The sequence below is a fragment of the Streptomyces sp. SAS_281 genome (assembly GCF_052542855.1).
In genome coordinates, this window is the sequence record NZ_JBMNDO010000002.1 from 149,809 (window position 1) to 176,354 (window position 26,546).

17 protein-coding genes and 2 pseudogenes are annotated in these 26,546 nt (G+C 68.5%); 7 read left to right on the plus strand and 12 right to left on the minus strand.

All coding sequences use genetic code 11. The features are described 5' to 3' along the window. Nucleotides 1–97: 97 nt before the first annotated feature. Nucleotides 98–628 (minus strand): NUDIX domain-containing protein, encoded by a 531-nt coding sequence (locus ACN6LM_RS01975; RefSeq protein ID WP_445063527.1) that lies wholly within the window; start codon nt 626–628, stop codon nt 98–100. A gap of 471 nt (nt 629–1,099) precedes the next feature. Here ACN6LM_RS01975 and ACN6LM_RS01980 point away from each other — a divergent pair, with 471 nt between their 5' ends. From ACN6LM_RS01980 to ACN6LM_RS02005, 6 genes are all read left to right on the plus strand, one after another. Continuing rightward, nucleotides 1,100–2,359: a DNA cytosine methyltransferase gene (locus ACN6LM_RS01980; protein ID WP_445063529.1), complete on the plus strand. Its 1,260-nt coding sequence runs from the start codon at nt 1,100–1,102 to the stop codon at nt 2,357–2,359. Continuing rightward, nucleotides 2,359–3,504, plus strand: a complete 1,146-nt coding sequence (locus tag ACN6LM_RS01985) for a DnaB-like helicase N-terminal domain-containing protein (RefSeq protein WP_445063530.1) — start codon at nt 2,359–2,361, stop codon at nt 3,502–3,504. The genes ACN6LM_RS01980 and ACN6LM_RS01985 overlap by 1 nt, the downstream gene beginning before the upstream one ends. Nucleotides 3,505–3,519: 15 nt before the next feature. Continuing rightward, entirely contained in the window at nt 3,520–4,803 is a 1,284-nt protein-coding gene (locus tag ACN6LM_RS01990) for a DUF317 domain-containing protein (RefSeq protein ID WP_445063504.1), read from the plus strand. 36 nt (nt 4,804–4,839) lie between these two features. Then, a complete protein-coding gene (locus ACN6LM_RS01995; protein ID WP_445063505.1) occupies nt 4,840–8,091 on the plus strand; it encodes a hypothetical protein in 3,252 nt (1,083 codons plus the stop codon). A 118-nt stretch (nt 8,092–8,209) separates the two neighbouring features. Then, the gene (locus tag ACN6LM_RS02000; RefSeq protein ID WP_445063531.1) at nt 8,210–8,479 is read left to right on the plus strand and encodes a DUF6087 family protein; all 270 of its coding nucleotides are present in this window, start codon (nt 8,210–8,212) and stop codon (nt 8,477–8,479) included. A gap of 262 nt (nt 8,480–8,741) precedes the next feature. Further along, entirely contained in the window at nt 8,742–9,584 is an 843-nt protein-coding gene (locus tag ACN6LM_RS02005) for a hypothetical protein (RefSeq protein WP_445063506.1), read from the plus strand. Nucleotides 9,585–9,980: 396 nt separating this feature from the next. Here the strand turns inward: ACN6LM_RS02005 and ACN6LM_RS02010 are convergent. The 3 genes and pseudogenes from ACN6LM_RS02010 to ACN6LM_RS02020 form a co-directional block, all read right to left on the minus strand. Beyond that, nucleotides 9,981–10,667 (minus strand): annotated as a pseudogene (locus ACN6LM_RS02010) (JmjC domain-containing protein); the annotation flags it as partial. 6 nt (nt 10,668–10,673) lie between these two features. Continuing rightward, nucleotides 10,674–10,850, minus strand: a complete 177-nt coding sequence (locus ACN6LM_RS02015) for a hypothetical protein (protein ID WP_179499972.1) — start codon at nt 10,848–10,850, stop codon at nt 10,674–10,676. 490 nt (nt 10,851–11,340) lie between these two features. Then, nucleotides 11,341–12,237 (minus strand): DUF5655 domain-containing protein, encoded by an 897-nt coding sequence (locus tag ACN6LM_RS02020; protein ID WP_445063507.1) that lies wholly within the window; start codon nt 12,235–12,237, stop codon nt 11,341–11,343. Between the two features lie 134 nt (nt 12,238–12,371). Between ACN6LM_RS02020 and ACN6LM_RS02025 the strand changes: the two genes are divergently transcribed. After that, on the plus strand, nt 12,372–12,602 hold the full coding sequence (locus ACN6LM_RS02025) for a hypothetical protein (protein ID WP_445063508.1): 231 nt from the start codon (nt 12,372–12,374) through the stop codon (nt 12,600–12,602). A gap of 81 nt (nt 12,603–12,683) precedes the next feature. On the opposite strand, the gene ACN6LM_RS02030 is transcribed toward ACN6LM_RS02025, so the two are convergent. The 8 genes and pseudogenes from ACN6LM_RS02030 to ACN6LM_RS02065 all read right to left on the minus strand — a co-directional run bounded on the left by ACN6LM_RS02030 (nt 12,684) and on the right by ACN6LM_RS02065 (nt 26,459). Then, entirely contained in the window at nt 12,684–13,205 is a 522-nt protein-coding gene (locus tag ACN6LM_RS02030; protein ID WP_445063509.1) for a hypothetical protein, read from the minus strand. A gap of 631 nt (nt 13,206–13,836) precedes the next feature. Continuing rightward, nucleotides 13,837–15,060 (minus strand): helix-turn-helix domain-containing protein, encoded by a 1,224-nt coding sequence (locus ACN6LM_RS02035; protein WP_445063510.1) that lies wholly within the window; start codon nt 15,058–15,060, stop codon nt 13,837–13,839. 550 nt (nt 15,061–15,610) lie between these two features. Then, nucleotides 15,611–18,877 (minus strand): type I restriction-modification system subunit M, encoded by a 3,267-nt coding sequence (locus tag ACN6LM_RS02040; RefSeq protein ID WP_445063511.1) that lies wholly within the window; start codon nt 18,875–18,877, stop codon nt 15,611–15,613. A gap of 626 nt (nt 18,878–19,503) precedes the next feature. Beyond that, nucleotides 19,504–19,614 (minus strand): annotated as a pseudogene (locus ACN6LM_RS02045) (HipA family kinase); the annotation flags it as partial. Between the two features lie 388 nt (nt 19,615–20,002). Then, nucleotides 20,003–22,828, minus strand: coding sequence for a beta-L-arabinofuranosidase domain-containing protein (locus tag ACN6LM_RS02050; RefSeq protein WP_445063512.1), 2,826 nt, complete (start codon nt 22,826–22,828; stop codon nt 20,003–20,005). 99 nt (nt 22,829–22,927) lie between these two features. Beyond that, nucleotides 22,928–23,911 (minus strand): galactofuranose ABC transporter, permease protein YjfF, encoded by a 984-nt coding sequence (yjfF, locus tag ACN6LM_RS02055; protein ID WP_445063513.1) that lies wholly within the window; start codon nt 23,909–23,911, stop codon nt 22,928–22,930. Beyond that, on the minus strand, nt 23,908–24,915 hold the full coding sequence (locus ACN6LM_RS02060; protein ID WP_445063514.1) for an ABC transporter permease: 1,008 nt from the start codon (nt 24,913–24,915) through the stop codon (nt 23,908–23,910). The genes yjfF and ACN6LM_RS02060 overlap by 4 nt, the downstream gene beginning before the upstream one ends. Next, nucleotides 24,912–26,459: a sugar ABC transporter ATP-binding protein gene (locus ACN6LM_RS02065; RefSeq protein ID WP_445063515.1), complete on the minus strand. Its 1,548-nt coding sequence runs from the start codon at nt 26,457–26,459 to the stop codon at nt 24,912–24,914. Before ACN6LM_RS02065 ends, ACN6LM_RS02060 begins: the two co-directional genes overlap by 4 nt. Nucleotides 26,460–26,546: the final 87 nt, after the last annotated feature.

A 26,546-nucleotide genomic window follows, 5' to 3' on the forward strand; every position in this document is an offset into this window, starting at 1 on the left:
CACCTCCCTTGCCGAACGTCTCGCGGACACCCCACCCCCGCCAGCCCCACTCCCAGGGACCTCGGAACGACCGGCACCTTCGTCCCACTGACCCAGCTCAAGAACACCGTTCCTGCGCAGAAGCCGGGGCAGCACGACAAGCAAGATATCGATCGAATACCGCCTGGCTATCAGGAGTGAAGATCCGCTGCTGCAGAGCCCGCCGCAGCTCGGACTCGGTAAGCCACCCGTGCCAGGCCACCTCTTCCGGATCAGGGGCGACGATCTCCGGAACCACGGCATCACAGACCGCAAGCCAGTGAGGGCTGAGCCCGTCCCGGTTGAGGAACTTGAATCGAAGGCACGTTGTCGCCCGCACCCCCAGCTCCTCGCTGAGCTCGCGGGCAGCTGCCTGCTCATAGGACTCGCCCACTCCCGCAGCACCCCCGACCCCGAGTTCGTAGTGCCCTGGGAAACGGGACAGGTGCTCGGCCCGCCGATGGACGAGAAGACGGCCTCGCCTATCGCGGCACACCACCACGCCAACCCGGTGCAGCCAGCCCTCCCGAACGGCGTCCCTCCGACTGACTACCCCCAGCACACGGTCCTGAGCGTCAACACGTTCCACAAGTTCATCCACGCCGCACACGATCGCAGGCACCACTGACACCCGCCCGGAATGACCGGACCGTCGCACAGTCAGCGACCCCTCAGACCGGCCTCATCCCCCCGAACAAAGGATCACGACCCTGTCTCAATTCTCAATAACTTGCCCTTTCCACGGAAATGCCCAGTGGCGAAAAATCCGCGACACCTCGCCCTCGGAGTGGGAGGACGTCGTCGAGTTCGACGCGGCCATCCGCAAGGGCAAGGCACGCGCCAACGCGACCGGGAACACCCTGCTGGGGGAGGCGTTCCTACACCGCTCCCGCGTCCCGCTCGGCCAGGCGCCGATCGACCACGTCACAAGGGCCGAGCGTGCCGCCCTCGACGAGGCCGAAGCCGAGGCCGCCGAGCTGGGTGTGGTGAACGGCTGCTCCCCCTGGAGCTGCAGCGGCGACGCCGAGCAGGACGACTTCGGTCTCGCGTCGTGATCCCGCCGAAGGGGCTCGTGCTTGATCTGTTCGCAGGTCCTGGTGGTTGGAGCGTCCCTCTGCACCGTTTCGGGGTCCGGGACGTCGGGCTGGAATGGGACGAGTGGGCGTGCCGGACGCGGGCGGCGGCCGGTCTGCTGACGATCCGCACCGATGTGGCGATGTACCCGGCATGGATCTTCGCCGGCAGGGTCCGGGGGTTCATCGCTTCGCCTCCGTGCCAGGCATGGTCCATGGCGGGCAAGCGCCTCGGCCTGGTGGACCAGCCGCTCGTCCACCAGGCGGTCGCCGATCTCGCCGCCGGGCGTGACACCCGGAAGGCGCTCCTGGCCGCCTGTCGCGACGAACGCTCCCTGCTCGCAGCCGAGCCGATGCGCTACCTGCGCGCCCTGAACTCCGTCGGCGAGCCGGAATGGGTGGCCATGGAGGAAGTGCCCGACGTGCTGCCGCTGTGGAAGCAGTACGCGCAGATCCTGAGATCCTGGGGTTTCTCCGTGTGGTGCGGCATCCTCAACTCCGCGGACTACGGGGTGCCTCAGACCCGGCGGCGGGCGATCCTGCTCGCCTCCCGCGTCCGTACCGCCGAACCCCCGACGCCGACCCACGCCCAGGTCGCCGAGCCCGAGAGCCTCTTCGGGCCGGGCCGCGCCCGCTGGGTGTCCATGGCCGAGGCCCTCGGCTGGGGAGCGACCGACCGCCCCGTCCCGACCGTCTGCGCCGGTGGCGGGCCCGGCGGCGGCCCCGAGCCGTTCCCGTCGGGCTCCCGCAAGACCCTCACCGACGCGCGGGAGCGCGGCACCTGGATGCCGCGTCCGGACGGAGTGGTCCTGCAGTCCCGCCGCGAAGGCGCTGGGTGGGCGGCGCGGCACGGCACCCGTGACAACCGTGCCGCCACCGCCTCGGCGCCGACGTTTGCCTCCGAGGCGTATCGCTGGTCGTGGTCTCTGCGCAGCAACAACCAGGCAAACGCCACCGTCCGGTCCATTGAGGAGCCGGCAGGCACGCTGTTCTTCGGACACCGTGCCAACGAGTGCACCTGGGTCGCCGAACCGGTCCCGACGTCGGCGCAGGACGGGGACGTGCCTGCGGTGCCGGAGCCGATCCGGATCACCGCTCGCGAGGCCGGCCTGCTGCAGACCTTCCCCGGCGACTACCCGTGGGCCGGGAACAAAGGCCAGCAGTTCTCGCAGATCGGCAACGCGGTTCCGCCCTTGCTCGCCGGCCACCTCCTCGCCCCGCACCTCGGTGTCACCCTCGACCCCAACGACTTCACCCTGGCCGCTTGATGCCCCATAACCTCGATCCAGACGAGGACGACCTCGACACGATCCCGGCGCCGCCGCCGGTGTTCCACGTCGAGCAAGCCCTCCTCGGCGCCCTTCTTCTCGATCCGCGACGTCTCGGCGACATGACCGGGATCTGCGCCGACTCGTTCTCCACCGCCGCGCACGCCGGCCTGTTCGCCGCGATCAACGCCCTGCCGCCGCCCGACCCGGACGAGCACGCGAGGAACATCACGTGGCTCAACAAGGTGCTCGCCGCGGGCCGGGAGCAGGCACGCGGCCTGACAGCCTCCTACCTGCACACCCTCATCCAGGTCTGTCCCTGGCCAAGGCACGCGGCGGCCTACGCACGGATGGTCGAGGCCGAACACGCCCGCCGCCGGCTACGCGCCGCCGCCGAGCACCTCCTCCAGACCGCCCACGACGACACCCTCCCGCACCCCGTCCCGACAGTGCTCGCCGAGGCGGACGCGCTCGCCGCGGTCGTGGACGACATCGCCACACGCTTCCCTCCACGCGCCGGCGCCCTGCCCCGCACCCCGGCCTCCCCGCCGGCCATCGTGCCCGACCACACCGATGCGGCGGAGGAGGAGCAGTTGCTGCTCGCGACCGCCACCGCCCGCCCCGCCGACATCGAGTCCGTACGGTGGCTGCTGCCCGAGGACTTCACTCAACCCCTGCACGCCGGCCTGTGGCAGTGCCTCACCACCCTCGTCCGCCGCCACGAGCCCGTCGACCCCGTCACCGTCCTGTGGGAAGCCCAGCAGCGCGGCCTCCTGCACGACGGAAGCGAGCCGAGCAACGTTCTGCGTCTTCTCGCCGAACCCGCAGGCTCCATCGAACACTGGAGCCAACGCGCCCTCACACGCTCGCTCCTGACCACGGTGCACCACTCCGCCCGCCGCATCCAGGCGTACTCCGACGACCCGATGAACACACCTTTCCAGCTCGTCGCCGGTGCCCGCCGGACCCTCGCCGACATCGGCGCCGTCCGTACCCGCTGGCAGCATGCCACCGGCCGGCCGCTGCCCCAGCGAGCGCGGGCCGCGCCCACCACACGGGCCGGCCCCTCGACGCGCCGCGCCCCCGTCGTCTCGCCGCCGTCTGCGCGCCCCGCCGCGAGGGCCGCCACCGGCCGAACCCCCTAACCTCGGAAGGACCCTATGCCGTACGCCTCCGCCGACGCCCACGTCCACTTCGCCCTCCACCCCGACCACCAGCCCGCCGTCATCGCCACCACGACGGGCCCCACAGCCGACGCCGCCCGCTCCCACCTGTACGACCACGGCTTCCGCAGCACCGGCCCGACCACAATGGTCCTGGCCCGCATCGACCGCGAAGAGCCCCACTACACCGCCCGCGCCGCCGAACAGCTCCAGCGGTACGGCTTCACTACCGAGATCGACCCCGCCCTCCAGGACGAGATCGACACCGAATGGACCTGGGCGAACCACCCCATGCCCTGGTGCACACGCGACGAGATCCGCGAGGTCGGCGCCGCGGCCCAGCGCATCCACGACGACATCGCTACCGGCCACCTGACCATTCACCTGCACGCCGACGACGGCCACACCACCGTCGCCGTCGGCTCCTACACCACCGGCGTGCGCCGGCACATCCACCTCCACGGGGAGAACCATCTCCGGCAGATCTCCACCTCGTACGACACCGAAGCCGAGGCCGTCGCCGAGTTCCACCGGCTGTACTCCGTCGCCGTCCGCCCCGGCCCTGCCCCGCTCACCGACCTCGAACAGGCCGTCCGCCGGCTCCTCGCAGGCAAGCCCCCGTCCACCGCCGAGGAGACCTCCGAGCCCACGGTCGAGCCTCCGGTCGCGGAGCCCGGCGAGCACGAGGCGTTCCTCGCCGCCCTCTTCGACGAGGACCGTCAGTGGGAGAGGTACCGCCCCTCCGACGAGACGACCATCGCCTCCCACGAATCCCTCGCCGTGCGAGCCGAGTTCGACCACGAGGCCCGGCACTGCACCGACGTGGCCTGGACGGTCGCCGAGTACGACGGCCCGGTCGGCGAGCGCCTCTGGCACGCCACCCTCACCGCCGGCACCCCCGTGCCCCTCATCCGCGCGATGCTCCAGTACCTCGACGCCCCGCCCCTCACGGCCGCGTACGGCCCGGACGACGTTCTCCACGACGCTGCCTGGCACCCGGCGAGCCACCCCGCCCGCACCACCTGGACCGCAGCCGGTGCCATCACCTTCGAGCACACCCTGCACGCCACGACCGACCGCTGGATGCTGTACGGCGGCGACAACCTCGACCGAGCGGCGTGGACTATCCGCCTCTCGGCCGGCGTTCCCCACGACCTCCTGGCCCACCTCGTCAGCACCGCTGCCGATCTCTCCACGCCACAGCCCCCTTCCGTACGCCGGCCGCCCTTGGGCGCGCCAGTCCCCGTCGTCGTTCCTCAGCGCCGTGGCTGGCTCCGTTAGCCCGCACGAGACGACGAGCACGGGCATGATGGCCAGGTGACAGAGCCTCCAGCCCTCCCCCCTGCACCGGATGACAGCAGCTCCATTCGTCGGGAGCGCATTCATCAACGATTGCAGCATCTCGGTCCCGGCCCAGCAGCCCTGTTCGAGGACATGTGTCGCCTGGTCGACCACGACTTCCAGCTCAACAGCCGATCCATGCTGATCTTCCACCTGCTCAGGGAGCTGGAGAGTTCGGTCAGGGCCGTTCTTCTACCTGATGAGGCCCGCGTACCCCGCGAAGCGGGCGCGGGTACAGCTCACAAAAAGGCGGTAGAGGCCATCCTGGCCGCCTTGAGCATCGAGAAGACATCGCCAGCGGGGAAGGCGTGGCTCAAGGCGGTCGGCACACTACAGGGGCGGGCGCACAGGAGGAACCTCGAACATCCGCAGACAGTGGATGCAGACATCCTTGAGCGAGTCGACAGCCTGGAAGGCATGCTCGACACCGTCCTCGACGCCTTCGAAGCCCACTACTTGGCGTCCGTGGAACGTCTGGAGGCCCTGGCCGACATACCGGAGCCCACCACCGCGGACGCGCAGCGCCTACGTAAGGACTTCCCTCAAAACCAGATCACCTGGGAGAGGTTCTTTTCCCGGCTCACTACGCCGGCATGGCTCGGACCACTACGCAGCGCGGGGTTCTTCGCGGATCTCCCACCTGTGACAGTCGACGACGAGGGGAACCAGGTCTCCTATCTTCGCTGGCCGGCATCGGCATACCTCGCCCGTGTTGCGGAAGCTGACCCCGAGCAGGTACTTGTCATCGCCCGAGATGTCCCGGAGACGGACAACCCGTTCGTCAACCTCGACCTGGTGGAGGCAGCTCTACGCATGCCGCCTGCCAAGGCTGCAAAGCTCGCTCCGAGGGCCACAACCGCAGCGCGCCGTAGTCGCGAATTGATCAACCCACTTCGATACGCGGCCCTCGTTGCCCACTGCGCCGAGAACAGCGATCAGGCACCCGCACTCGACTTGATGGCTGCCCTAATCGACGAGGCACAAAGCGGCGGTCGGCTCGATGAGTGGGAGTACGAGCAAATCCTGGGGCACTACGCGCCCCGCCTCGCCGAGTCCGTGGGGCTGCCGTGGCTGGAGATTCTTGCCGACCTCCTAGATCAGGCGAGCGGGACTCCTGAAGAAGCGGCAAGCCGGTCTGGGATGGACATGTCCCGGACGTATTGCCCGACTCTCGAACAGGATCGCCCGCACCCCTACCAGTTGCGAGAGGCACGCCTGACAGCAGCAGTCCGAGATGCCGCTCGCCATCTTCTGACCTCGAGTCGGGCGGACCTTCACGCCGTCCTTGCCGTTCTCGACACCTACCCGTGGCTGATCTTCCGGCGTCTACGTCTTCACGTGCTGGAGCATCACGGCGATCTCACGCCGGCACTGGTCAGTCAGGCCCTGTCCGACCGACAGTTGGCAAGAGACGATGCCCTCGCACTCGAGTGGCTGCGCCTGGCCCGGGCCCGCTGCGAACAGCTCGAACCCGAACACCGCGATGTTCTGATGCAAATCGTCCGGGAGGGGCCTCACACAGATAAGTGGAAAGAAAGCCACCGTCGATACGCCAACGAGGAGATCAGCGACACAAAGCTGAGGCACCTCACGGACACGTGGCGCCGGGAGCGCTACGCCTCGATCCGGCCTATCCTGCCAAGCGATTTGCAGAACGACCTCCAGCGGCTCGAAACGGAGTACGGTCCGGCGGACTCGCTCGACGACATCAAGGAGCCATTCGTGTGGACTCCGCCAAGTTCGGTAGACACGGACGAACTGGCGGCTCTCAACACCACTGAGCTCGTTGCCCGCGTTCGCGCCTTCACCCCATCGGCCGACTGGTTCACTGGGCAATCCGAAGGGGACTTCGCGGTCCAGCTACGGTCGGCTATCAGCCAGCAGGCACGCACCCACAGCTCACGATCCGCACTGTTCGCCGACCTGGACGATGCATATCTTGTTGCCGCGCTCGGTGGCTTCACTGATGCCATCCGCCGCGGCGAGGACCTCGACAGCGAAGCCCTCGTCCAGTTGGCGGCCACTGCCACCGAGCGGTCTGCCAGTCCGCGAACCCACGACATCCTCCGCGAGAGCGCCCAACTCTTGCACGGAATGCTCGTTCGTCCCACGGCACAGCCGGTACCTGACCTGGCCGAGGCCATCTGGCGAACCCTCACCGCCACCCTCCGCACTACCGACCTGCCCGCGGCCGGCGACACCGATCACTGGAGTGACCCTCGCGCCCAGGCGCTGCGCACCATGGTGGCTTGGGCGCGATGGTGCCGCACCCACGATGCCGACTTTCGGCGCCTGTTCGGCGTTCTGGATGAACTGACCGAACCCGACTCACTTGCCGGCTTGCCCATCGCGGACCTGATTGTCACCGTCGTCGGCGAGCGGTTTGCGCAACTGACCGACCTCGACCATGACTGGGCCGATCGCCACGCCTATCTCCTGACAGGAAGCGAGCCGCTGGCACGCCTCGCGTGGGAGGCATACCTGGAGGCTTCACCGAACTACCGGCCCGCCATCGAACTCCTTCTCGGCGCCTACCGCACTGCGGCTTCCACCCGCACCGAAGACGGCACCACCCGACAAGAATACCTCCGCATCAAACTCGGCTCAGACATCCTTGCGCGCTACTGGGGCGGCCTCATCGAACTGGACGGCGAGGACAGCATCATCCGCGACTATTACGCCAACTCCAGCGGTGAGGCCCTCAAGCAGCTCGCCTGGAACATCGCCTCTGGCCTCCGGACTGGTCCAGACATCCCCACTGCCGTCATCGAACGTGTCCGCCTCTGGTGGGAATGGCGAATGGCGATGCTCGCCGGAGCACCTGTCGGCCCAGAGTCACCGGAACGACGAGAGCTGCTGGATATCCCCGGAGCGTTGGTGGGTAGCGGACGATTCCCGGCCACCTGGTGCCTTGATCAACTCGACGACCTCCTCCAGACCACCGGATCCTTCGGCCGGAACACGCACGTCTTCCGCTACCTCACGAGCATCGTCGAAGATCACACCGGCCCGGTGCTGAACCTCCTACAGCAATGCCTCGCTTCACCGTCCATGGACCCCTGGCTTCCCAGCCTGCGCGAAGCCGACATCAGCACCCTGTTGCGCACCGGCCTACAGGCTCCCGAGCACACCATGCTTGCCCGAGGCATCATCAACCGTGCAGCCGCCCGCGGCTACCAGCAGTTCCGCTCCCTACTGACCGCACAACCAGCGGACCCCGCCTCCTGAGCCGCCCCGCTTCGGACAGGCACCCTCACTCGCGGACGTCGTACGCGTTTCTGAGAGACGGTGCAATGCCAGTCGGATGGCTGGCGTGAGAGCTACACGGTCCCTGCCGAGGGCGCTGATGCGGCCACCGGCGTCGAGCAGCGGGACACCCTCGGCATGGGTTCCCGCGTCGGCGTGCCGAGCGCCAGGCCGCCTCGAAGGGCAGGTGCGCGCGGTGCCGCTGGGTAGTGGCCCACGCTGTGGGGCTCATGTCGCCCCCGGCGCGCCGGGGGCGATCGAGGAGTGGACGGGCACGGAGTGGGTGGTGGTCGGCGTCGTGGAGAACCTGGCCGCTGCCCAGGCCCTGTTGTACCCGCCACCGCCCACGCGGGAGAAGCCTGCCGAGTAGGACCGGCCCGCGATGGGCAAGGGGCGTGGTCGGCATCGGAAGCCGTCCCCGGCTGAGGAGCGGGATCAGCAGGTGCAGGCTGCTTGAGAGGCTGATGGCAGACCCCGATGGCCGGCCCCATCTCGGGCGAGGGCGGCTGCCCGCTCGCGAGCCGTTCTGCGTGGCGGCACGAGTCTGCTCACGACGGGTGTGAAGGCGCGAACGGTTCGGAGGCGCTCGGTGTCGGGCTTGGCGTCCCGGCCTCTGGGGTACGTTCGGGCGCATGACGCTGCGTTCGGTGGATCTGCGTAAAGAGCCGGTGGAAGCCGCACTGGACCGTGTCGAGCGGTCGCTGGGGACGAGTCTGGACCGCGAGAGTGTGGTGCGTAAGCGCCGCTCGGTGGGTGCGCGGACGGACCGTGGTACGTGGGTGCGCATCGAGCGCCGTGGGCTGGACCGGATCGGGGTCCAGGGCGGGGACGGCACCGCGTCCGCGGAGGCGTTGTCGGATGTCGCGAAGCCAGCCTGGTTCGCCGGCGTGGCCTGGCGGGACGAGACGGATCCGGTGATGTGGCGGGCGGACGAAACGGAGCTGCTGCCCGGGCCGCCGGTGGGCAACACCGTGCTGACAGGGGAGCCCCACCTGTCCGAGATGTGGTGGGCCGGGTTGAACGCCTCCCTGGATGCTCTGGGTTCGCAGCGCACCAACCGGATCGCGACGCCGGACACAGAGACCCTGACGCAGGAGCTTGTCGCGGAAACGATCCGCGGTGTCTTCCCCGACGTCGATACGTCCGTGGGTGAGTGGCGTCCGGCCCATGCGGACCTCAACTGGGCGAACGTGACGGCGCCGGCGTTCTGCGTGTTCGACTGGGAGGACTGGGGCATGGCCCCGCGCGGCCTGGACGCGGCGAACCTGTGGGGGGCGTCCCTCGCCGTCCCGTCCCTCGCCAACCGAGTCCGCAGCGAGCGGCGTGACGATCTGGAGAGCCGGGACGGCCGGCTGATGACGCTGTTCGTCGCCGCGAAGATCCTCGGCCCTTACGCCGACCCGGACGACCCCCGGCTGGGGGCCGCCCGGGAAACGGCTGACCGAGTGGTGATGGGCCTTCAGACGCGCTGCTGACGCCGGGAACGAAGGAGCCGTCGGTACTCCCGGACGACCTGGTCGTCGACCTCGTACGCCGAGGCGTCGACCAGCTCGCGCAGATGTTCCGTGTTGTCCGTGCCGACCGCAACCGCGTCGACCGGGGGCAGTCGGAAGGCGGCGCGGTAGACCGCCTGGACCGGTGTGGCCGACTCGGAGTCCCGCAGGAAGATCCGCGGGGCGGGCGGGTGGGGTGCTGGAGCGCAGTTCGTCCAGGTACCGCTCGGGACTGTAGGAGGCGGCCAGGGTGCTGAGCTTGTCCGCCAGTCCCTTGGGTCCGGCGTCGCCAGCGCCTTCCAGGTCGCGTCGGAACGCCTCGTCGGCGCGGGCGGTGTCGGAGAGGAAGTTGACCCATGTGACACCGGTGCGTTTGGTGAACCCGAACGTCACGTGCAGCGAGTGGCCGTCGCTGCCGGAGCCGAGGCGGGTGGCGGTGTGCCAGAAGCCACGGGGGATGTGCATGACGTCCCCGGCCCGCATCGTGCCCTTCCACAGCACCTCATCGGAGGGCGTGCGGTTGCGTTCCGCGTCGCGGTACATCGGCGCGGGCCGGGACGGCCCGCGGACCTCCCACGACTTCTCCCCGGACAGTTGCACGGCGATGACTTCGTGGTCGTCCCAATGCAGATGGAATCCGTCGGTGTCGCCGACCGCGAGGTAGGCGTTGGCGGAGGTCAGCTCGCCCGACCACCACCCCAGGGCCCGGCAGGCGACTTCCAGCGTCGGGTCGAAGAAGTCCACGTGATCCAGCACCACGGTGCCGCCCTCGTTGAGGATGCGTCCCAGGGCCGCCATGTCCGCTTGGCTCACGGCCTGCCTGCGCCGGTTGACGTTGGTGGACAGGAACGTGGACGGGTGGATCTCGTCGCCCTCGGCGTAGCAGCGCAGTTGCGGGTTGGCCAGGTGACGGCGCTTGATCAGGTCCAGCAGCCTGTGTGGGGTCAGCAGGCGGGCAGGCAGGTCCGGGTCCGTGAGCCGGCCGCGCGCGAACGCGGTCCCCACGGAGCCCGGCCCGTCCCAGCCGAGAGCTTTCTCGATGTGAGTGACGAGCCGGTGCTCCATGGCCCCTTACTCCTTTGGGAGGTTCAGGTCGCGGTTCTCGCCGTCGTCGCCCGCGCTGTTCTGCGAGCTGGTGATGTCAGACCGCTCGGATTCGCTACGGTCGTGCGCGGTCGCCAGCTCTTCCACCGCGATCAGAAGCGCGGGGCTGGTCCCCGACGTCTGCGTGGACGCCCTGTCTGCCATCGACACTCTCCTCTCGGTCATTCCCGCCCGGCTCCGAGCGAAGGAACGAGTTAACCCGCGTCCAGCCGATGACAATAGAGCGCGATTCGGACACGCGTGCGGAGCCGCTGTCCTCGCCGCCGATGGCGCCGCGTATCTGGCCCGGGTGACACGGGGATCGGTCGTTGCCTTCACGTGTCCGTTCAGGTCACCCCAAGGCGTACGCGGAGGGATGCGGGGCGCACTGCCGGGGTGCCCCAAGGCTTCCGCCCTCGCGAACGTACGAGATCACCTCAAGGATCTGGTCCGCCAGGCCAGTGAACACACCTTGCACGATCAGACGCACTGGAATCGGAGCGGAGGAACATAGCGTGGGATCGCCGGTTGGCCAAACCGGCGATCCCACGGAGTATTGATGGTCCACCGCCACGCCCTGCCCGCCCGACGAAAGGAACCACCGACGACCACAGACCACCCACGAAGCTCGCACGGCCAAGAGGCCGGCAGACGATCACGCCGACGCGTAGCTCGCCCGGAAAAGATCCTGCGCCCGCTCCACGTCCCTCGGCGTACGGAGCTGCACCTCCAGATCACCCGTCCCGTGGTGACCGAGACCAGACACGTCCCGGGTGAAGCCCGGAACGAGGTCGACATCCTTCGGGTCGACCTTCAGATAGACCAGGAGCTTGCTCCGCTGCGGCGGACAGACGCAGGCGAAGTTCCGCAGCCGCTGATAGGCCCGGTAGGTCTTGCGCTCGACGCGGTTCACACCGTCCCCGAGCCCGAGCAGCACTTCGTCGACCGCGTTGGCCAGCTCCATCATCGGCGCACCCTGAACGTCTGCTGCGGCCCGAGCGACCGCCTGCCGGCGAGCCCGGCGGGCCACCGGCGTGCCGCCGCTGACGGACGCTACGGTCTCAAGCCCGAGCAAGTCGCTGCCGAAGAGTCGGTAGCGGACCAGGTCGATCGAGCGCCGATGCTCGCGCACGGCGTGCACGTCGTAGCGGGTGAAGTCGCCGGCGATGCAGATCAGGCGCGGGCCGCTCCACAGCACCTGGGACGCGGCCGTCCCCCCGAGCCGGTCGCGGACCAGGTGCTCGAACTCGGCTCGGTGGTCTACCAGCCAGCTGAGATAGAACAGCCCTTGGTTGATGACGCCGGCGTCGACCCCGCGCTTGTACTCGACGATGACCGGTGATCCGTTCTCGTCCAGCCCGAGCGAGTCGATCCGGCCACCGTGCACCGGCCCCGTGCTGTACTCGCTCGCAAGGAAACGAACCCCCAGCAGCGTCTCCATGTGCGCCTCGACAAGGCACTGCACGTCTGCCTCGACCTCAGCAAGACGCGGCGTGACCTCGGCCATGGCGCTATTCGTCGTGCTCGTGCGGAACAGTCTCAGGCCCGACACCTTCCCCTCCTCGGTTAGGAGATCGACAACGTCAGGCGCGTGCGGATTTGTTTCCGCACAAGCCCGACGCTGCAGTGAAGAAAGTGTGGGGGTACATCAAGATCCCAGGTGCACCTTCCCGCGGCCATGGTCCCGTGGGGAAGCCCCTGCCGGCGTCCCTGGCCTGGGGCCCGCGCACCCCGACCGACCGCACGGCGGTCCTGGCCGATGTCGTCAGCAGGGTGTCAAGCGGGGTCATGAGCCTGAAGACCAGTGTGCGGATGCTGCAGGACGCGGGGTACTCCACCGAGCCCGCCGCCGAGGAGGTCGTGCGGATCCAGCGCCGCGCCTTCGAGGCGTGCGGCACGCCTCGCGGACGCCACTAGCGACCACGCGGCCGTGCGGGAGCACCTGGGGCTGTCGGAGGCGGACCCGGGCGTGCCGCTGCTGCCGTCGAAGCCGGACGATCAGTGACGTGCATCCGCAGCCTGGCAGAACTGGTCGTACACGGCGCGCACATCGCGGGCGACCCGCTTGAGGTCCTCGTCCGTGATCGAGTCGATGTCAGCCAGGTCCTCGGGCGCGCGTTCGTTAGCGAAGTGCATCACGTGCGCGCTGGCCGTGTTCCAGTCCTTGAGCAGCCGATCAGCGGTGTCGCCGGTCGGCTTCTGCCAGTCGGGCACGAGGGCGCGGGCGTCGGCGTTCCGGCTGTCGTGGGTGAGCTTCACCAGGAACTCCACCAAGAGCCTCACATTCACCCAGAACGACTCAATGCACGCGACGCGTAGCACGCCGGGTATGTCCTTGCCCGCAACGAGGTAGTCGCGGCACCCCTCGACCTGGTCCATCGCCATGTCCACGAAGTCCCGGGTCCGGGCGTCCGGCGTGTAGTTGTTGTTCCACCACGCGGCGTCAGGGATCCGGTTCTCCTTGTCGGAGAGGCAGCCGTCGTTCTCGTTGCACCTTGCGGTGTCAGGGGTGTTCGTCATGGCCCGCACCCTAGGTTGCGGACACGGGCCCTCGTGAGCGATTTTGGAAGCGGCTAGACTGACTTACGGCACACGGGCGCTGCTGCTGGAGTACACCATCGTGGTCCGTCCGCTGCCCGATCCCCTGACGCCCCTCGGGCGTCGGCGTGATGGATGTCGGATCTTTCCGATCCTGGGCGCCGCGCCCACCGACCCGTCGGCGCAGCCCGGCGGAGACCCGAAGACGACCGGCCCCGGCACAGGAGTGGCGGTCGACCAGAACGCGCTCGCACTGCTGGCCCGCGAGAAGGGCCAGGGCAGCCGGACGGCGGTGAAGCGGCTCCTCGAACAGCTTGGCGTCGAGGAACCCGACGCCCTGACCGCGTTCCTTGACGACGCAGCGCAAGGCGCAGACGACCGAGGTGGAGCGCGCCAACGTCGCCCGGAGCTGTCGGGCAGCCGGGGCAGGTCACGCCGCGCCCGGCGCCCGGAGGGTCCCCGTCGGCGACTTACGACGAGGACGCCACTGCCATGGGCCACTTTGCCGATAGGTCCGACGCCTCCTGGGGGCTGGCCTGTTGACTGAACCACTGACGGGGTTCCCGCAGGTCAGTGACCAAGCTAGCTCTGCGCGTGGCGACGACTTCGGGACTCAGACGATCGATTTGATGCTCTCGTCCGCATACCGCAGCGTCTCGTCGATGGCCCTGTCCATCTCGCGCAAATCGTCGGGCTTGGCCGTGAGGAGAGCAGGGACGTTGATGAGGCTCGCAGCGAGGAAGCATCCCGCCACGGTGAGGAACTCCTTGTATCGTTCCTGCCCCTCGTGCCCGAGCGATTCCCAGTCCCGGGGCTCCGGTGGCAAACGCGCCCTCCACTTCTCAAGGGCGTGGGTGCCGTGGACTTCGACGTATTCCATGATGGTCGTGGCGCGCGACAGTACGTCGACCATCGTGTCGAAGCCTTTCTGTGACTGCTCCAGAGCCGCCTCCGCGGCCTCGACCTGAGTTCGGAGACGTTCCTCCTCCTTCTTGTTCCGGCGCTGCCTCAAAACGTAGAAGCCGGCAGCCGCCAGCGCTGCCGCCGGGGCGGCGACCATGCCTGTGAGCAGGAGAATTCCGCCCGCCATGCCCGCACCGCCCGCGGCCAGCGTGCCTCCTCCTAGGAGGGCCAGAGTCGCGTTGGTCGCGGCAACCCCAGACAGCGTCGAAATAGCCGCTCCAGTGGAGGCGGTCCCGAACAACGCGGCGGCCGCGAACGCACCGTAGGCCGCGGCGCCGCCGACCGCCGCCCCGGCCGCGCCTCCCGCGGCGGCACCACGGATCGCGTTGGCGATCCCGGCGGACATGGCCTCGATGCGTATCGCTGTAGGGGTCTCGCCCGCGCTCTCGCTCTCCTCCTCACTCGGTCTCTCTGGCTCGGGCGCCCCACTGATGCTCTCGGCCAGCTCCACGAACCTCATGAAGAACTCGTCGCGGACGACATCATGGACACGGTTGAAGGCTTCCCCGTGTTCTTGGGTGATCTTCGACCGCTGGGCCGCCTTCTCGTTGATCTCGGCGTGGCGTCTCTTCGTCTCCGCGACTTGGTCGCGCAGCTTCGCCGGCCGCTGGCCTCGCTGACGAGTGAGAGTCCTGGTTCGGTCCTCCGCCTCCTGCTTGAGCTGCGCGGGTGTCAGTTGGAGCGCGAGGGCGATGGCGGCCAGACGGTGCTCCCCGGGGCTTATGAGCCCGCGCTCGATCCGGGAGATCGAGACCGCGCCGCCTTTCCCGTAATCGGCCCGCGCAGCCAACTCTTCCTGGGTCATGGAGGGTGTCTGGGCCTGGCGGTGCTCGCGGATGACGAAGCCCATCGCCTCTGCGCTGAAATCATTCACCGGTTCCGGTCCTTTCGGTCCGCGGGCTGTGGCGACGCCAGGAGGACTTAACCTCACGCGCTAGCTCACCACCGGAGCGGAGAGCCTGGGCTCCGTCTTCCGCGAGCTGTTTGGCCGCCTTGACGACGGCCGGGTCACGACGGACTTTGTCGGCGGTCTGGATGTTCTGGGCGGCAGTGAGCGTCAGGTGGGCGAGGTTGAGGCGAGACATGGCAGTGGACCTTTCGTCGCTGATAGTGCCTGCGCGTGTGCAACATAGCGACACTTAGTGCGCAGCGTCCGCACTATGGCAAAACTGGCTGCAACGGCGGCACGCTCAATCCCCACCGTCCACCCCACCGAAGCCTCTGACACCGCCGCGCTCGTCCAACTCGCCGACTACATCAAGTAACCAGACCAGGCCGCCCCAATCAGCAAAGGACCTGCGAGGCGCTGCACTAGCTTGCGATCGACACGGTGTCCCGCAGCCTTCCGGCTGCGGGACACCGCAACGACCAAGACTCGCTAATCGGCTCAAGCAGTACCCAGCAGCCGCGCATCCCTCGCAAGATCAATTCTGGTTCTGGGTGGTGTACGGGATTGTCAGCTCGTGCTCCTCCAGGCTGCGTAGAACTGCCGTGCCATGTGAAGTGCTGTTGATCAGGAACAGTTCCCGCGTGCGGCAGTCCGGGCACAGGCTGACCATCGCCAATGGCCATAGATCGATCGGGACGCCTGACGGGTTACCGTCGACATATATCCTGTCCGGCCGCAGGGGGTGGTTGATTGGCCTGCTGAACGGCTCCCAGCTCGGGTGGCTCCCTCGTAGCCTCAGGCCCACAGCCTGGAAGGATGAATCATCGAGGTATTCACAGCGCTCCACCCAGAACCAGTCGGTGCTCGACAGCCAGTTAACCGAGTTGAGCGCCGATACCACATAAGGTTCGAGCTTTTCGACGTCCTCGTCGAGTTCGTGATTCCTGCGCACTCCGTGAGCGTGGTGGGAATTGTTACGGTGATCCTTGATTTCCTTCAGGAGCGATAGCGTGACGCCGTGTTCGCGGAGCGCGAGGAGTTCCGGCAGCTGAGGTGTGGGGACCTCATCCGTAAATTTCTTGATGAGCGTGGTCCAGGTGCCAAAGGTCGCCCCATGACCGATAGTCTTGCGTAGGGAGCTGGTGAAGCTCCCGTGGTGCGCGATGAGTTCGCGCAAGGCAAGGACGCCCAGCGCGCGTGCCGTTCCTTCACCAAGCTTGAGCAGTCCATCCTTCCGCTCGGCCGGGTGGGTGCTCACGCGGTAACGCCGCGCGAGAGCGGCTACGTGAAATGGATAGCTTGCCTCCGCACGCCACACAGGGTCGTCGAAAGGGCGCACCAATTGTCCCGCGAGGCGCGCTTCGCGGGCGATGAACCGGATGGACTGACGGATCTCCGCAATGCGTGTCTCGGGGCCGGCGAAGACGTTCGGCAAGATGCCGTCCGTCGCCATTCGTAGCGCATGACGGCCCTCCTGCACCTCTTCCAGTAGATCCTCGACCTCCGGGGCGGAGACCAGCTCCACTGGTACCGGCGTGTCGAGCAGCTCTCGGGCTTGCAGGTAAGTCGCGTTTTCCTTGCGGGAGTTGAGCCACTCACATAGTCCACGACCGCTCCCGGGGGCGGGGTGCAGTACGAACAGCCGAGTGACTGCGTCACCGAACCCTGCAGGCAGAAGGCGCCAGTTACCAGAGCGCCCGACCAAGTCGCCGCCCGTGCAGGGTGTCAGTTCGGAGTCGTCCAGTTCGGCATCCGGCAGTTCCAAGGCCGAGTCGACACTGTGCAGGTAGGACGCCGTGAGGTGCTTGGGCGGGATGGGCTCTGCCTCGCCGCGTCGCGGACGGCGCAGCTTGACACGCTCTGTCTCAAGCTGCGCGAAGGCACGCAGCGGCCCGAACTCTCCGTCAAGCTCCGCGACGTAGAAGAGCGAAGTCCGGATGGCGCACCCGAGCCGGGTCTTCGCATCGTCGAGCCAGGCATCTGGAGCGTGGGGCAACACCTCTTTACGGAAGTACTCATCAGGATCGTCCCGCAACGGCACGACGACCAGGTCACGCAACTCCGGATCAGGTTCCGTCACACCTCGGCGCTGCTGCACTTCTCCTTGGCCATCGCGCACCCCGATCGCGTTTCGGACGCTCCTTTCGAAGGCGGCACCTCGCGGCCAGGTCTGGCCGGCGGCCGCGACCGCGTCCCGCAGTGCCGAGAAGGCGTCGGAGCCGGTGGTCCAAGACGTTCCGACGAGCCCACGCAGCGCGCCGACCAGCTTCTCGGGGTGGTCCCCTCGTTGGATCGGCCGCAGGGAGGTGAGCTGCTGCAAGCCGTCGGTGGTGAGTTCGAAGCGCAAACGCAGGGGGCGCTCGATGACGATCTGCCGGTACAGCAGGTCCTCGTTCCGCACGACACTCACCTGATCGCGTGGAGATCCGCCGACCGGAGCCGACAGCGCCTCTTCGTAAAGCCGGACGATCTTGTCGAGTTGATCGGGGCCGAGGTACTTCCGCTTGCTGCCCGATGACTGCCGGGTCTTCTGCCAGTGGTCCTGTGCCTTGACCAGGGCCACCCTGCCCCTGTGCGCCGACTCCTTGCGATTACTCAGGACCCACAGGTACGTACTGACGCCGGCGTTGTAGAAAAGCTGGTCAGGCAAGGCGACGATGCCCTCGAGCCAGTCGTTCTCGACAATCCATCGCCGGACGTCGGACTCACCCAGACCAGTGGCTCCCCCCTGCATGGGAGAGCCGCTGAAGAGGACCACGACACGACTGCCACCATTCCCAGAAGCGTCCACCGGCTTCATCTTCGCCAGCATGTGCTGAAGGAAGAGCAGCGATCCGTCGCTGACGCGCGGCAGCCCGCCACCGAACCGTCCTGCATCGCCCAGCTCATGCTCGGCGCGGACCTGCTGCTCAGCGTGCTTCCAGCTGAGACCGAATGGAGGGTGCGCCAACAGGTAGTCGAAGCGCTGATCGCCGAAGCGGTCCTCCCGCAGGACGTTCCCGAACAGGATCTGCCCCGGGTCGCGTCCGCTCATCAGCATGTTGGAGCCTGCGACGGCCCAGGTCTCAGCGTTGATCTCCTGGCCGTACAAGGACACATGCGCCTCGGGGTTGGCGGTCTCGATGCGCCTGGCCACCTCCTCGAGCAGTCCGCCCGTCCCGCAGGCCGGGTCATGCACCGTGCGGAGTACGCCAGGCGCATGCTGATCGGGCCGCACCAGCAGTGCAGACATCAGCCGGCCGACGTCACGGGGGGTGACGTGCTCGTCGGCGCCAGTCCCTCCTGCCTGGTCGGCAGAGCGCCGTACGAGGTCCTCGAACACGAACCCCATGTCGTCGGCAGAGAGGGGCGCCCCTAGATCCATGGAGAGGAACCGGCTGACGACGGCATACAGCAGCCCAGTGTGGTGCAGCCGTTCGACGGTGCGGTCGAACTCGAAGCGCTGGAACACGTCCCTGACGTTCTCGGAGTAACTGCGCACGTACTCACGCAGCAACGCCACCGAATTACTCGGATCAGCGACGACAGCATCCAGGGCGTAGCGACTGGCATTGAAGAAGGGATGGCCAGAGGCGCGGCGGAGCGCAAAATCCCGGTACGAGTCCGGATATGCACCTCTGTCCGCCAGTTTGGCCGATGCGTCCAGCACCTCCTGGCGCGTGGGCTCGAGCAGGCAATCCAAGCGCCGCAGTACGGTGAACGGCAATACGACGCTGCCGTACTCGGATGTCTTGAAGTCCCCGCGAAGAAGGTCCGTGAGTGACCAGATATGCCTGGAAAGCTGCGTCCCCGGATCGCTCATGACATTCCCCTCCGACCACCCGACCCCTCCCGCACCTCGGGCGGATCTGCACACAGTCAATGGATCTTACGCAGGGGACATCACTGCGACGGCCCATCCCTCGCCAATCAGCCAGCGCCACTCGCCCGGCAGCAGCCCGTGCCCCACGATCCCCACCTGACGTGACCGGCGTCAGCAGCCCTCATCGCAGCCGGTCGCCACGCTGGCCAGCTCCTTCCGGGACAACCAGCCATCATTGCGGCTGGTTCGAGGATGGCGACGCATTCCACGTGATGCGTTACCGGAAAGACGTCGGCTTCCGGCGGTGGGTTCGAACTTGAGCCTGCTCAGGCAGAGTCAGACTCACACCTTGCGCTCATCCACTCAGCGCCATGCTTCTCCCCTGCCTCGCAGGCAGTCACTCAACGTGCCCTTGGCAGCACCTCCGGTGGCATGACGTCCCGTGCCACCCAGGCCCGCCGCAACGTCACTTCCTGGGGAGAATCTGGGGAGTATCGACGGGCCTGGGGAGCGCCTGGGGAGAATCGGCCGCGTAACGCAGCACGATCCCGAAAGACGCTGAAAGATCTATCCGCGCAGGTCAGGGGCGGGCACAGCCGCATCGATGCAGGTCAGCGCCACCAGGTAGACAACTTCATGACGTACGTGCCCAGGTCGTCGGCCTCGACGATCCCGGGGAGCGAGCCGCCTTCACGCAGGGGCGTGACATAGCGGGTCGCTACAACCTCTTCCAACACTTTCCCAGGCCACCCATCTCTTCAGCCTTGCGATCCTCGGAAGACAGCTCCGGGGCGTAGAGGCGGAAATCGCCGGTCGACGGCGCTGGGGAGCCTCCGCCGACGTGCCGGCCTCCCACCCCGGGCGCACCGTCGACGGCGCCGCGCCCCTTGCTGCCGACCTCCGGCATGAAGCGCCCATGGTAACCGAGGGTGATCGCGGGAGAGGAGCAGCGCGGTCGGGGCCCCGGTGCCCGCACGGTGCGGGGCGGAGGGCAGCGCGTTCAGAAGACGGACTCGACCACCGTGTGTGGCCTTCCTGCACCCGGGCGGCAAGCCGGACGCCTCGTCCCCCGCGCTCAGAGGGGCGGCGCGAGCCCACTGACCCGGCGGGGAGGCACCGCGTGCGTCAGGCCGCGTAGGACGCGTTCTGTGCGGTGGTCAGGGCAGTCCGGCCGTCCGCCTGACTGAGCAGACCGGCGGAGACCCAGCTGTTCACCGTCGTCCGGACCCGGGCCACCAGGGCGTCCTTGGTGGCGAACGGCGCGGCCGACCAGATGTCGTCCAGCAGGGACGTGCCGTCCGCGCGGACCGGGTTGGTGACGCCCGAGTCGGTACCGCCGAACACCAGGCGGGGTTCGGCGCGGCGGACGTAGGCGTGGGTCGGGTCGGTGGTGCCCTCGTGGAAAGGAGCGAACTCGATGGCGCCCAGCGTGTAGTGCAGGGGTTTGCCGGACACCGGTGTGAGGGAGGGGAGCAGGTCGCCGGAGAGTGCGGCGTTGCGGTAGAGCCCTGCCGACAGGTACGTGGTCGAGGAGTGGCGGCCGACCAGGTTGACGGGGCCGTAGAAGAGGGTCTGGAGGGTGGGGTCGTCCAGGGCCTTCTCCACCCGGAGCCGGAACGGGATCGTCACCTTGACCACGTCGCCCTTGGTCCAGGTACGGCTGACGGTGAGGTAGCTGCCGGGGGTCGGTGTGCCGCCGACGGCGGTGCCGTTGACGGTGACCCGGAATCCGGCGGTGGCCCATGCGGGCACCCGCAGTCTGAGGTCGAAGGCGGCGGGGGAGCCGCCGATGGTGAGGGTGGTGCCCTGTTCGCGCGGGTAGTCGGTCGTCTGGGTGACGGTGACGCCGCGTTCGGCCCAGGTCAGGGTGGAGGCGCTGTAGAGGTTGACGTAGAGGGCCTTGCCGTCGGCCCGGGCGAAGTAGACGGAGTCCTGGTACTTGGTGGCGCTCTCCATGCCGGTGCCCTCGCAGCAGGTGGTGCCCTGCTTGGGGGTGTAGTCGCGGACATGGCCGGGTGACAGGCCGATCAAGTACGTGACGAGCGGCTTCTCGGCGTCCGCCTGGTCCTGTTTCGAGCCCAGGATCTGATTGTGGAGGGCGCGCTCGTAGTAGTCCATGTACTTCGGGTTCTGATCGTGGAAGAACAGGGTGCGGCTCAGCTTGAGCAGGTTGTACGCGCAACAGGTCTCGGCGGTCGTGGCGCTGATGGTGCCGGCGATGACGTCGCGCGCCTTCCAGAACTCGCCCTGGCTCGTGCCGCCGATGCCGTACATGCGGTGCGGGACGACCATGTCCCAGAAGTTCTTCGCGGCGGTGAGGTAGCGGTCCTGGCCGGTGGCGTCGTACAGGCGGACGTAGCCGGTGAAGATCGGGATGTGCTGGTTGGCGTGCAGGCCGTCGAGTATGTCGGTGTCGGCGGCGCAGGCGTCGATGAGCCGGTTGAGGTCGAACAGGCGCGCCAGCGCGAGGTGCTCGGCCTTTCCGGTGAGGGCGTGCACATCCACGATCGCCTCGACTATGCCGCCGAACTCTCCGCTGGAGAAGATGCCCCACATGCGTTGCAGCGTGGCCGCCGGCAGCTTGGAGAGCCGGGAATGCATCCAGTCGCAGAGGCCGGAGGCGAGGTCGAGGGCGCGTGCGTCACCGATGGCGAGGTGCGCGTCCAGCAGGCCCCGCAGGATCTTGTGCGCGGTGTAATAGGGCGCCCACACCTTGGTGTAGTTGCCGGTGGTCATCGATTCCAGGTCGATGAACTGGGTCTCCGGGTAGGCGGCGAGGAAACCCGGGTGGCTGGGAGCGCCCCAGGTGCGGCGGAGTGTCGCGTGCAGGCCTCGGCCCGAGGCGTCGGTGAACGTACCACCGGTGGTCTCGAAGAAGTCGTACGAGGCGAGGTTGCCGCGCCCGGCGGCCGAGTCGGGTGAGCGCCGGGTCTGCAGCGAGGTGATCTCGGCCGCCGTCAGCGCCCGGGACCAGAGGTTGAACTCGTCGAAGGCTCCGGCGAACACCGGGTCGGACGCGAAGTGGGAGCGGCCGAGCCAGTGGTCGGCGAGCGCGCCGAGCGCCGCCGGGTTGAGGCTCATCGAGGTGTTGCGGGCGACGGCGGTGCCGTTGACGTACAGGGTGCCGGTGTTGCCGCCGATCGTGACGGCGAGATGGCTCCACCGGTTCAGGGGCAGCGCGGTGCTTCCGGTGAGCGCCTGTTCGCCGCCGGGTCCGCTGGTGGTGATCGCGAACCGGGGCAGACCCTTCGCGTCGCGGGCCGCGAGGTACAGGTAGCGGGTGGTGTCGTTGCCGAAGTCGCAGACCCTGGCCCAGTTGTCCGCGTGCGTGGGCCGGATCCAGGCGGAGAGGGTGAGCGCGGTCCCGGTGCCCAGGACGGTGTCGGGCAGGTCCACGTACTGGTAGGAGCCGCGTACGTTGTCCTGCCCGGTGCCGAATGTGCCGGGGACGGCGAGCATGCGGGGCTCGCGGCTCAGCGCCTCGCGTACGTCGGTGAGCGCGCCGACCATGGTGCGGATCCTGTCCGCGTGGGTGGTGTCGCCGGTGCTCGCGTACGCCTGGGAGAGCATGGTGAGGAAGTGGCCGGTGTAGTGGCCGCGCAGATTGCCGTTGGCCTCGCCGTCCAGCCCCTCCCAGCCGCCGGGTGCGACGGCGTCCCCGGTTGCCAGGCCGGCGTTGGCGCGGAAGACCTGGAGCAGCCGGTCGACGTCGTAGCCGCGGGCGTGGTCGAGCATCAACTGCCGCTTGGATGCGAAGAGTCCGGGGCCGAGTGCGACGTCCTGGAGGGCGAAGGGGCGGACCGTCCAGGCGGACGGTACGGGGAGGGCCGGGGGGGCCGCCGCGCTGGGGGCGGCGGCCGCCGGTGCCGGGAGGGACAGGCCGATGACCGGTGCGGCCGCCGTGAACGCCGCGGCTTGCAGCAGGGTGCGCCGGGAGAGTGCTGAGCTCATGGGTGAGCGCTCCTCGTCTCGTCGTGGGGTGAGGGTGGTCCGGTGGGGCGGATGCGCTGTTCCTCGGTGTCTCACGGACGAGCGGGTTCTCCGGACGGGCTACCGCCGCTGCCGCACGATGACTCGCTGGAGGACGATGAAGGCCAGCAGCAGGGCGCCGATGACGATCTTGGTCCACCAGGAGCTGAGGGTGCCCTCGAAGGAGATCAGCGCCTGCACGGTGCCGAGCACCAGGACGCCCGCCGTCGAACCGGCCACATAGCCGACCCCGCCGGCCAGCAGGGTGCCGCCGATGACGACGGCGGCGATGACGTCCAGCTCCATGCCGACCGCGTGCAGGCCGTAGCCGGAGAGCATGTACAGCGCGAACAGCAGGCCGCCCAGGGCGGAGCAGAAGCCGCTCACCGCGTAGACGCCGACCTTGGCCCTCGTGGTGGGCAGGCCCATCAGCCGCGCCGAGGTCTCGCTGCCGCCGACCGCGTACACCGTGCGGCCGAAGCGGGTGAGGTGGAGGACGTACACCGCCGCCGCCACCACGGCCAGGGCGACGAGCACGCTGTAGGTGACCGTGACGTCGCCGGGCAGTTCGATCGTGCCGGTGGCGAAGTCGCGGAAGGAGGTGTTGGTGATGGACACCGACTCGACGCTGATCAGGAAGCACAGCCCCCGGGCCAGGAACATCCCGGCCAGGGTGACGATGAACGGCTGTACGTCGAAGTAGTGGATCACCAGGCCCATCAGCAGGCCGAGGACGGTCCCGGACACGAGCACGGCGAGGACGGACAGCAGGACCGGCCAGCCCGCCCGGAGGGTGGAAGCGGCGATCATGGTGGACAGCGCGGCGACGGCGCCCACCGAGAGGTCGATGCCGCCGGTGAGGATGACGAAGGTCATGCCGACGGCGAGCACGATGAGGAAGGCGTTGTCGATGAAGAGGTTGGCGACGACCTGGCCGGAGGCGAAGTCCTGGTAGCGGACCGAGCCGATTCCGAAGGTCACCGCGAACACCACGACGGTGGCGACGACGGGCAGGAATCGCTGGGGAAGGCGCGGTCGTGCGGACGCGAGGGCCGATGTGCTCATCCGGCGGCCACCTTCTGGGTCTGGGGTGCGGTTGCGGAGGGCTTGCGCCGGCTGCCGATGATCCGCGCCGTGCGCGGCGACTGCAGCAGGCAGACGGTGATCACCACGACTGCCTTGAACAGCAGGGTGACGTTGGTGGGGACGCCGATGGAGTAGACGGTCGTCGTCAGCGTCTGGATGACGAGCGCGCCGACGAGGGTGCCGCCCAGGGAGTAGCGGCCGCCGGCGAGCGAGGTGCCGCCGATGACGACCGCGAGGATGGCGTCCATCTCGATCCACAGACCGGCGTTGTTGGCGTCGGCGGCGCTGACGTTGGAGCTGATCATCAGTCCGGCCACACCGGCGCAGAAAGCGGCGAAGACGTACACGGTCCAGGTGATCGTGCGGGAGCGGACCCCGGCGAGCTTGCTGGCCTCTGGATTGGCGCCCACCGCCTCGATCAGCATGCCGAGGGCGGTGCGGCGGGTCAGCAGGGCGACGCCGCCGAGGACCGCGAGGCTGATCAGGATGGCGATCGGCAGGACGAGGAAGCCCGCCCCGATCTGCCGGTACGCGGAGCTGTCGACGGTGACGATCTGGCCTTCCGTGAGCAGCATCGCGCCACCGCGTCCGGCTGTCATCAGGACGAGGGTCGCGATGATCGGCTGGATGCCGAGCACGGAGACCAGGAAGCCGTTCCACAGGCCGAGCAGCACGCATACGGCCAGGGCGAGGAGGATCGCGGTCGGCACGTCTCCGCCGTCGGCGATCCAGGTACAGCCGATCGCTCCGGCGATCGCGGCGACCGCGCCCACGGACAGGTCGATGCCCCGGGTGGCGATGACCAGGGTCATGCCCACGGCGATGAGCATGGTCGGGGCGCCGTTGCGCAGGATGTCCACCAGGCTGCCGTACAGGTGGCCGTCCTGGATGCGCAGGGCGAAGAAGGAGTGCGTGAAGAAGACGTTGAGCAGGAGCAGGCCGGCCAGTGCGACGAGCGGCCAGAGCAGACGTCCGCGGATCACGAGGCCACCGCCGCTTCGGCGTGGGCGTCGGCCGCGATGGCCGACATGACGGCGTCCACGGAGACGTCACCGCCGGACAGTTCGGCCACCTTGTGCCGGTCCCGCAGGACCACGACCCGGTCGGACACCCGTACCACCTCCTCCAGTTCGGCGGAGATGAACAGCACCGCCATGCCCTCGGCCGCCAGTTCGGCGACCACCTTCTGAATCTGTGCCTTGGCGCCGACGTCGATGCCCCGGGTGGGCTCGTCCAGGATGAGGAGCCGGGGCCGGGTCACCAGCCACCGGGCCAGCAGCACCTTCTGCTGGTTGCCGCCGGAGAGGTTGCCCATCACGGCGTCGGGGTCGGCCGGGCGGATGTCCAGCCGCTCGATGTACTCGGCCACCATCGCCTCGGCGGTGCGCCGGGGCACCGGCCGCGCCCAGCCGCGGGACGCCTGGGTGGCGAGGATCAGGTTGTCGCGGACGCTCAGGTCGGCGACGACGCCCTCGGCCTTGCGGTCCTCGGAGCAGAAGGCGATCCCCTTCGCGATGAGGGAGCGCGGCCCCCGGACCCGTACCGTCTCGCCGCCGACGGAGAGGGTGCCCTTGTCGGCGCGGTCGGCGCCGCACAGCAGCCGCGCGAGTTCGGTCCGGCCGGACCCCAGCAGCCCGGCGAGGCCGACGACCTCGCCCTCGTGGATGTCCAGGTCGAACGGCTCGACCGCACCGGCCCGGCCGAGGCCGCGGGCGACCAGGACCGGGGCGCTGCCCGGTGCCCGTTCCTCCGAGCGGCGCTCGACCTCGGACAGCACGCCGAGCTCACGGCCCAGCATCGCCGAGACCAGCGCCATGCGGTCGAGATCCTCCGGCAGGTACTCCCCCACCAGCGTGCCGTTGCGCAGCACCGTCATCCGGTCCGACAGCTCGTAGACCTGGTCCAGGAAGTGCGAGACGAAGAGGATCGCCACCCCCTCGTCCCGCAGCACGCGCACGATGCGGAACAGTTCCTCGACCTCGTCGCTGTCGAGACTGGAGGTCGGCTCGTCCAGGACGAGCACCCGGGCGTCCACGACCAGCGCCCGGGCTATCGCCACCAGTTGCTGCACGGCGATGGAATGGCTGCTCAGTACGGAGCCGGGATCGATGGTCAGACCGATCCGGGCCAGGAGTCCGGCGGCGCGGGCCCGCATGGCCCGGCCGTCGATGGCGCCCAGTCTGCGCGGTTCGTGGCCGAGCAGGATGTTCTCGGCCACCGACAGGTTCGGGCAGAGGTTGACCTCCTGGTAAACGGTGCTGATCCCGGCGTCCTGGGCCTGGCCGGGGGTGGTGAACTCGACCGTCTCGTCGTTCAGCCGGATGGTGCCGGCCGCCGGCCGGTGGACCCCGGTGAGGGCTTTGATCAGGGTGGACTTGCCCGCGCCGTTCTCACCCATGAGTGCGTGCACCTCACCGGGGAACAGGCGGAAGTCGACGCCGGCGAGCGCCTTGACGCCGGCGAACTCGACGGTGATACCGCGCATGTCGACGACCGGGCTGGCGCCGGCCGCTGGGGAATCGGTCATGACCCGTGCTTTCGTCAAGGGGGGAGCGGGGGGGGGGGGGGGGGGGGGGGGGGGGGGGGGGGGGGGGGGGGGGGGGGGGGGGGGGGG

What these genes read in the sequence shown, in the direction of transcription:
- ACN6LM_RS02050 (WP_445063512.1), bottom strand. Translation starts at nt 22,828, where the DNA reads ATGAGCTCAGCACTCTCCCGGCGCACCCTGCTGCAAGCCGCGGCGTTC.
- ACN6LM_RS02065 (WP_445063515.1), bottom strand. Translation starts at nt 26,459, where the DNA reads ATGACCGATTCCCCAGCGGCCGGCGCCAGCCCGGTCGTCGACATGCGC.
- ACN6LM_RS02000 (WP_445063531.1), top strand. Translation starts at nt 8,210, where the DNA reads ATGCGGCCACCGGCGTCGAGCAGCGGGACACCCTCGGCATGGGTTCCC.
- ACN6LM_RS02015 (WP_179499972.1), bottom strand. Translation starts at nt 10,850, where the DNA reads ATGGCAGACAGGGCGTCCACGCAGACGTCGGGGACCAGCCCCGCGCTT.
- ACN6LM_RS02005 (WP_445063506.1), top strand. Translation starts at nt 8,742, where the DNA reads ATGACGCTGCGTTCGGTGGATCTGCGTAAAGAGCCGGTGGAAGCCGCA.
- ACN6LM_RS01985 (WP_445063530.1), top strand. Translation starts at nt 2,359, where the DNA reads ATGCCCCATAACCTCGATCCAGACGAGGACGACCTCGACACGATCCCG.
- yjfF (WP_445063513.1), bottom strand. Translation starts at nt 23,911, where the DNA reads ATGAGCACATCGGCCCTCGCGTCCGCACGACCGCGCCTTCCCCAGCGA.
- ACN6LM_RS01990 (WP_445063504.1), top strand. Translation starts at nt 3,520, where the DNA reads ATGCCGTACGCCTCCGCCGACGCCCACGTCCACTTCGCCCTCCACCCC.
- ACN6LM_RS02040 (WP_445063511.1), bottom strand. Translation starts at nt 18,877, where the DNA reads ATGAGCGATCCGGGGACGCAGCTTTCCAGGCATATCTGGTCACTCACG.
- ACN6LM_RS02030 (WP_445063509.1), bottom strand. Translation starts at nt 13,205, where the DNA reads ATGACGAACACCCCTGACACCGCAAGGTGCAACGAGAACGACGGCTGC.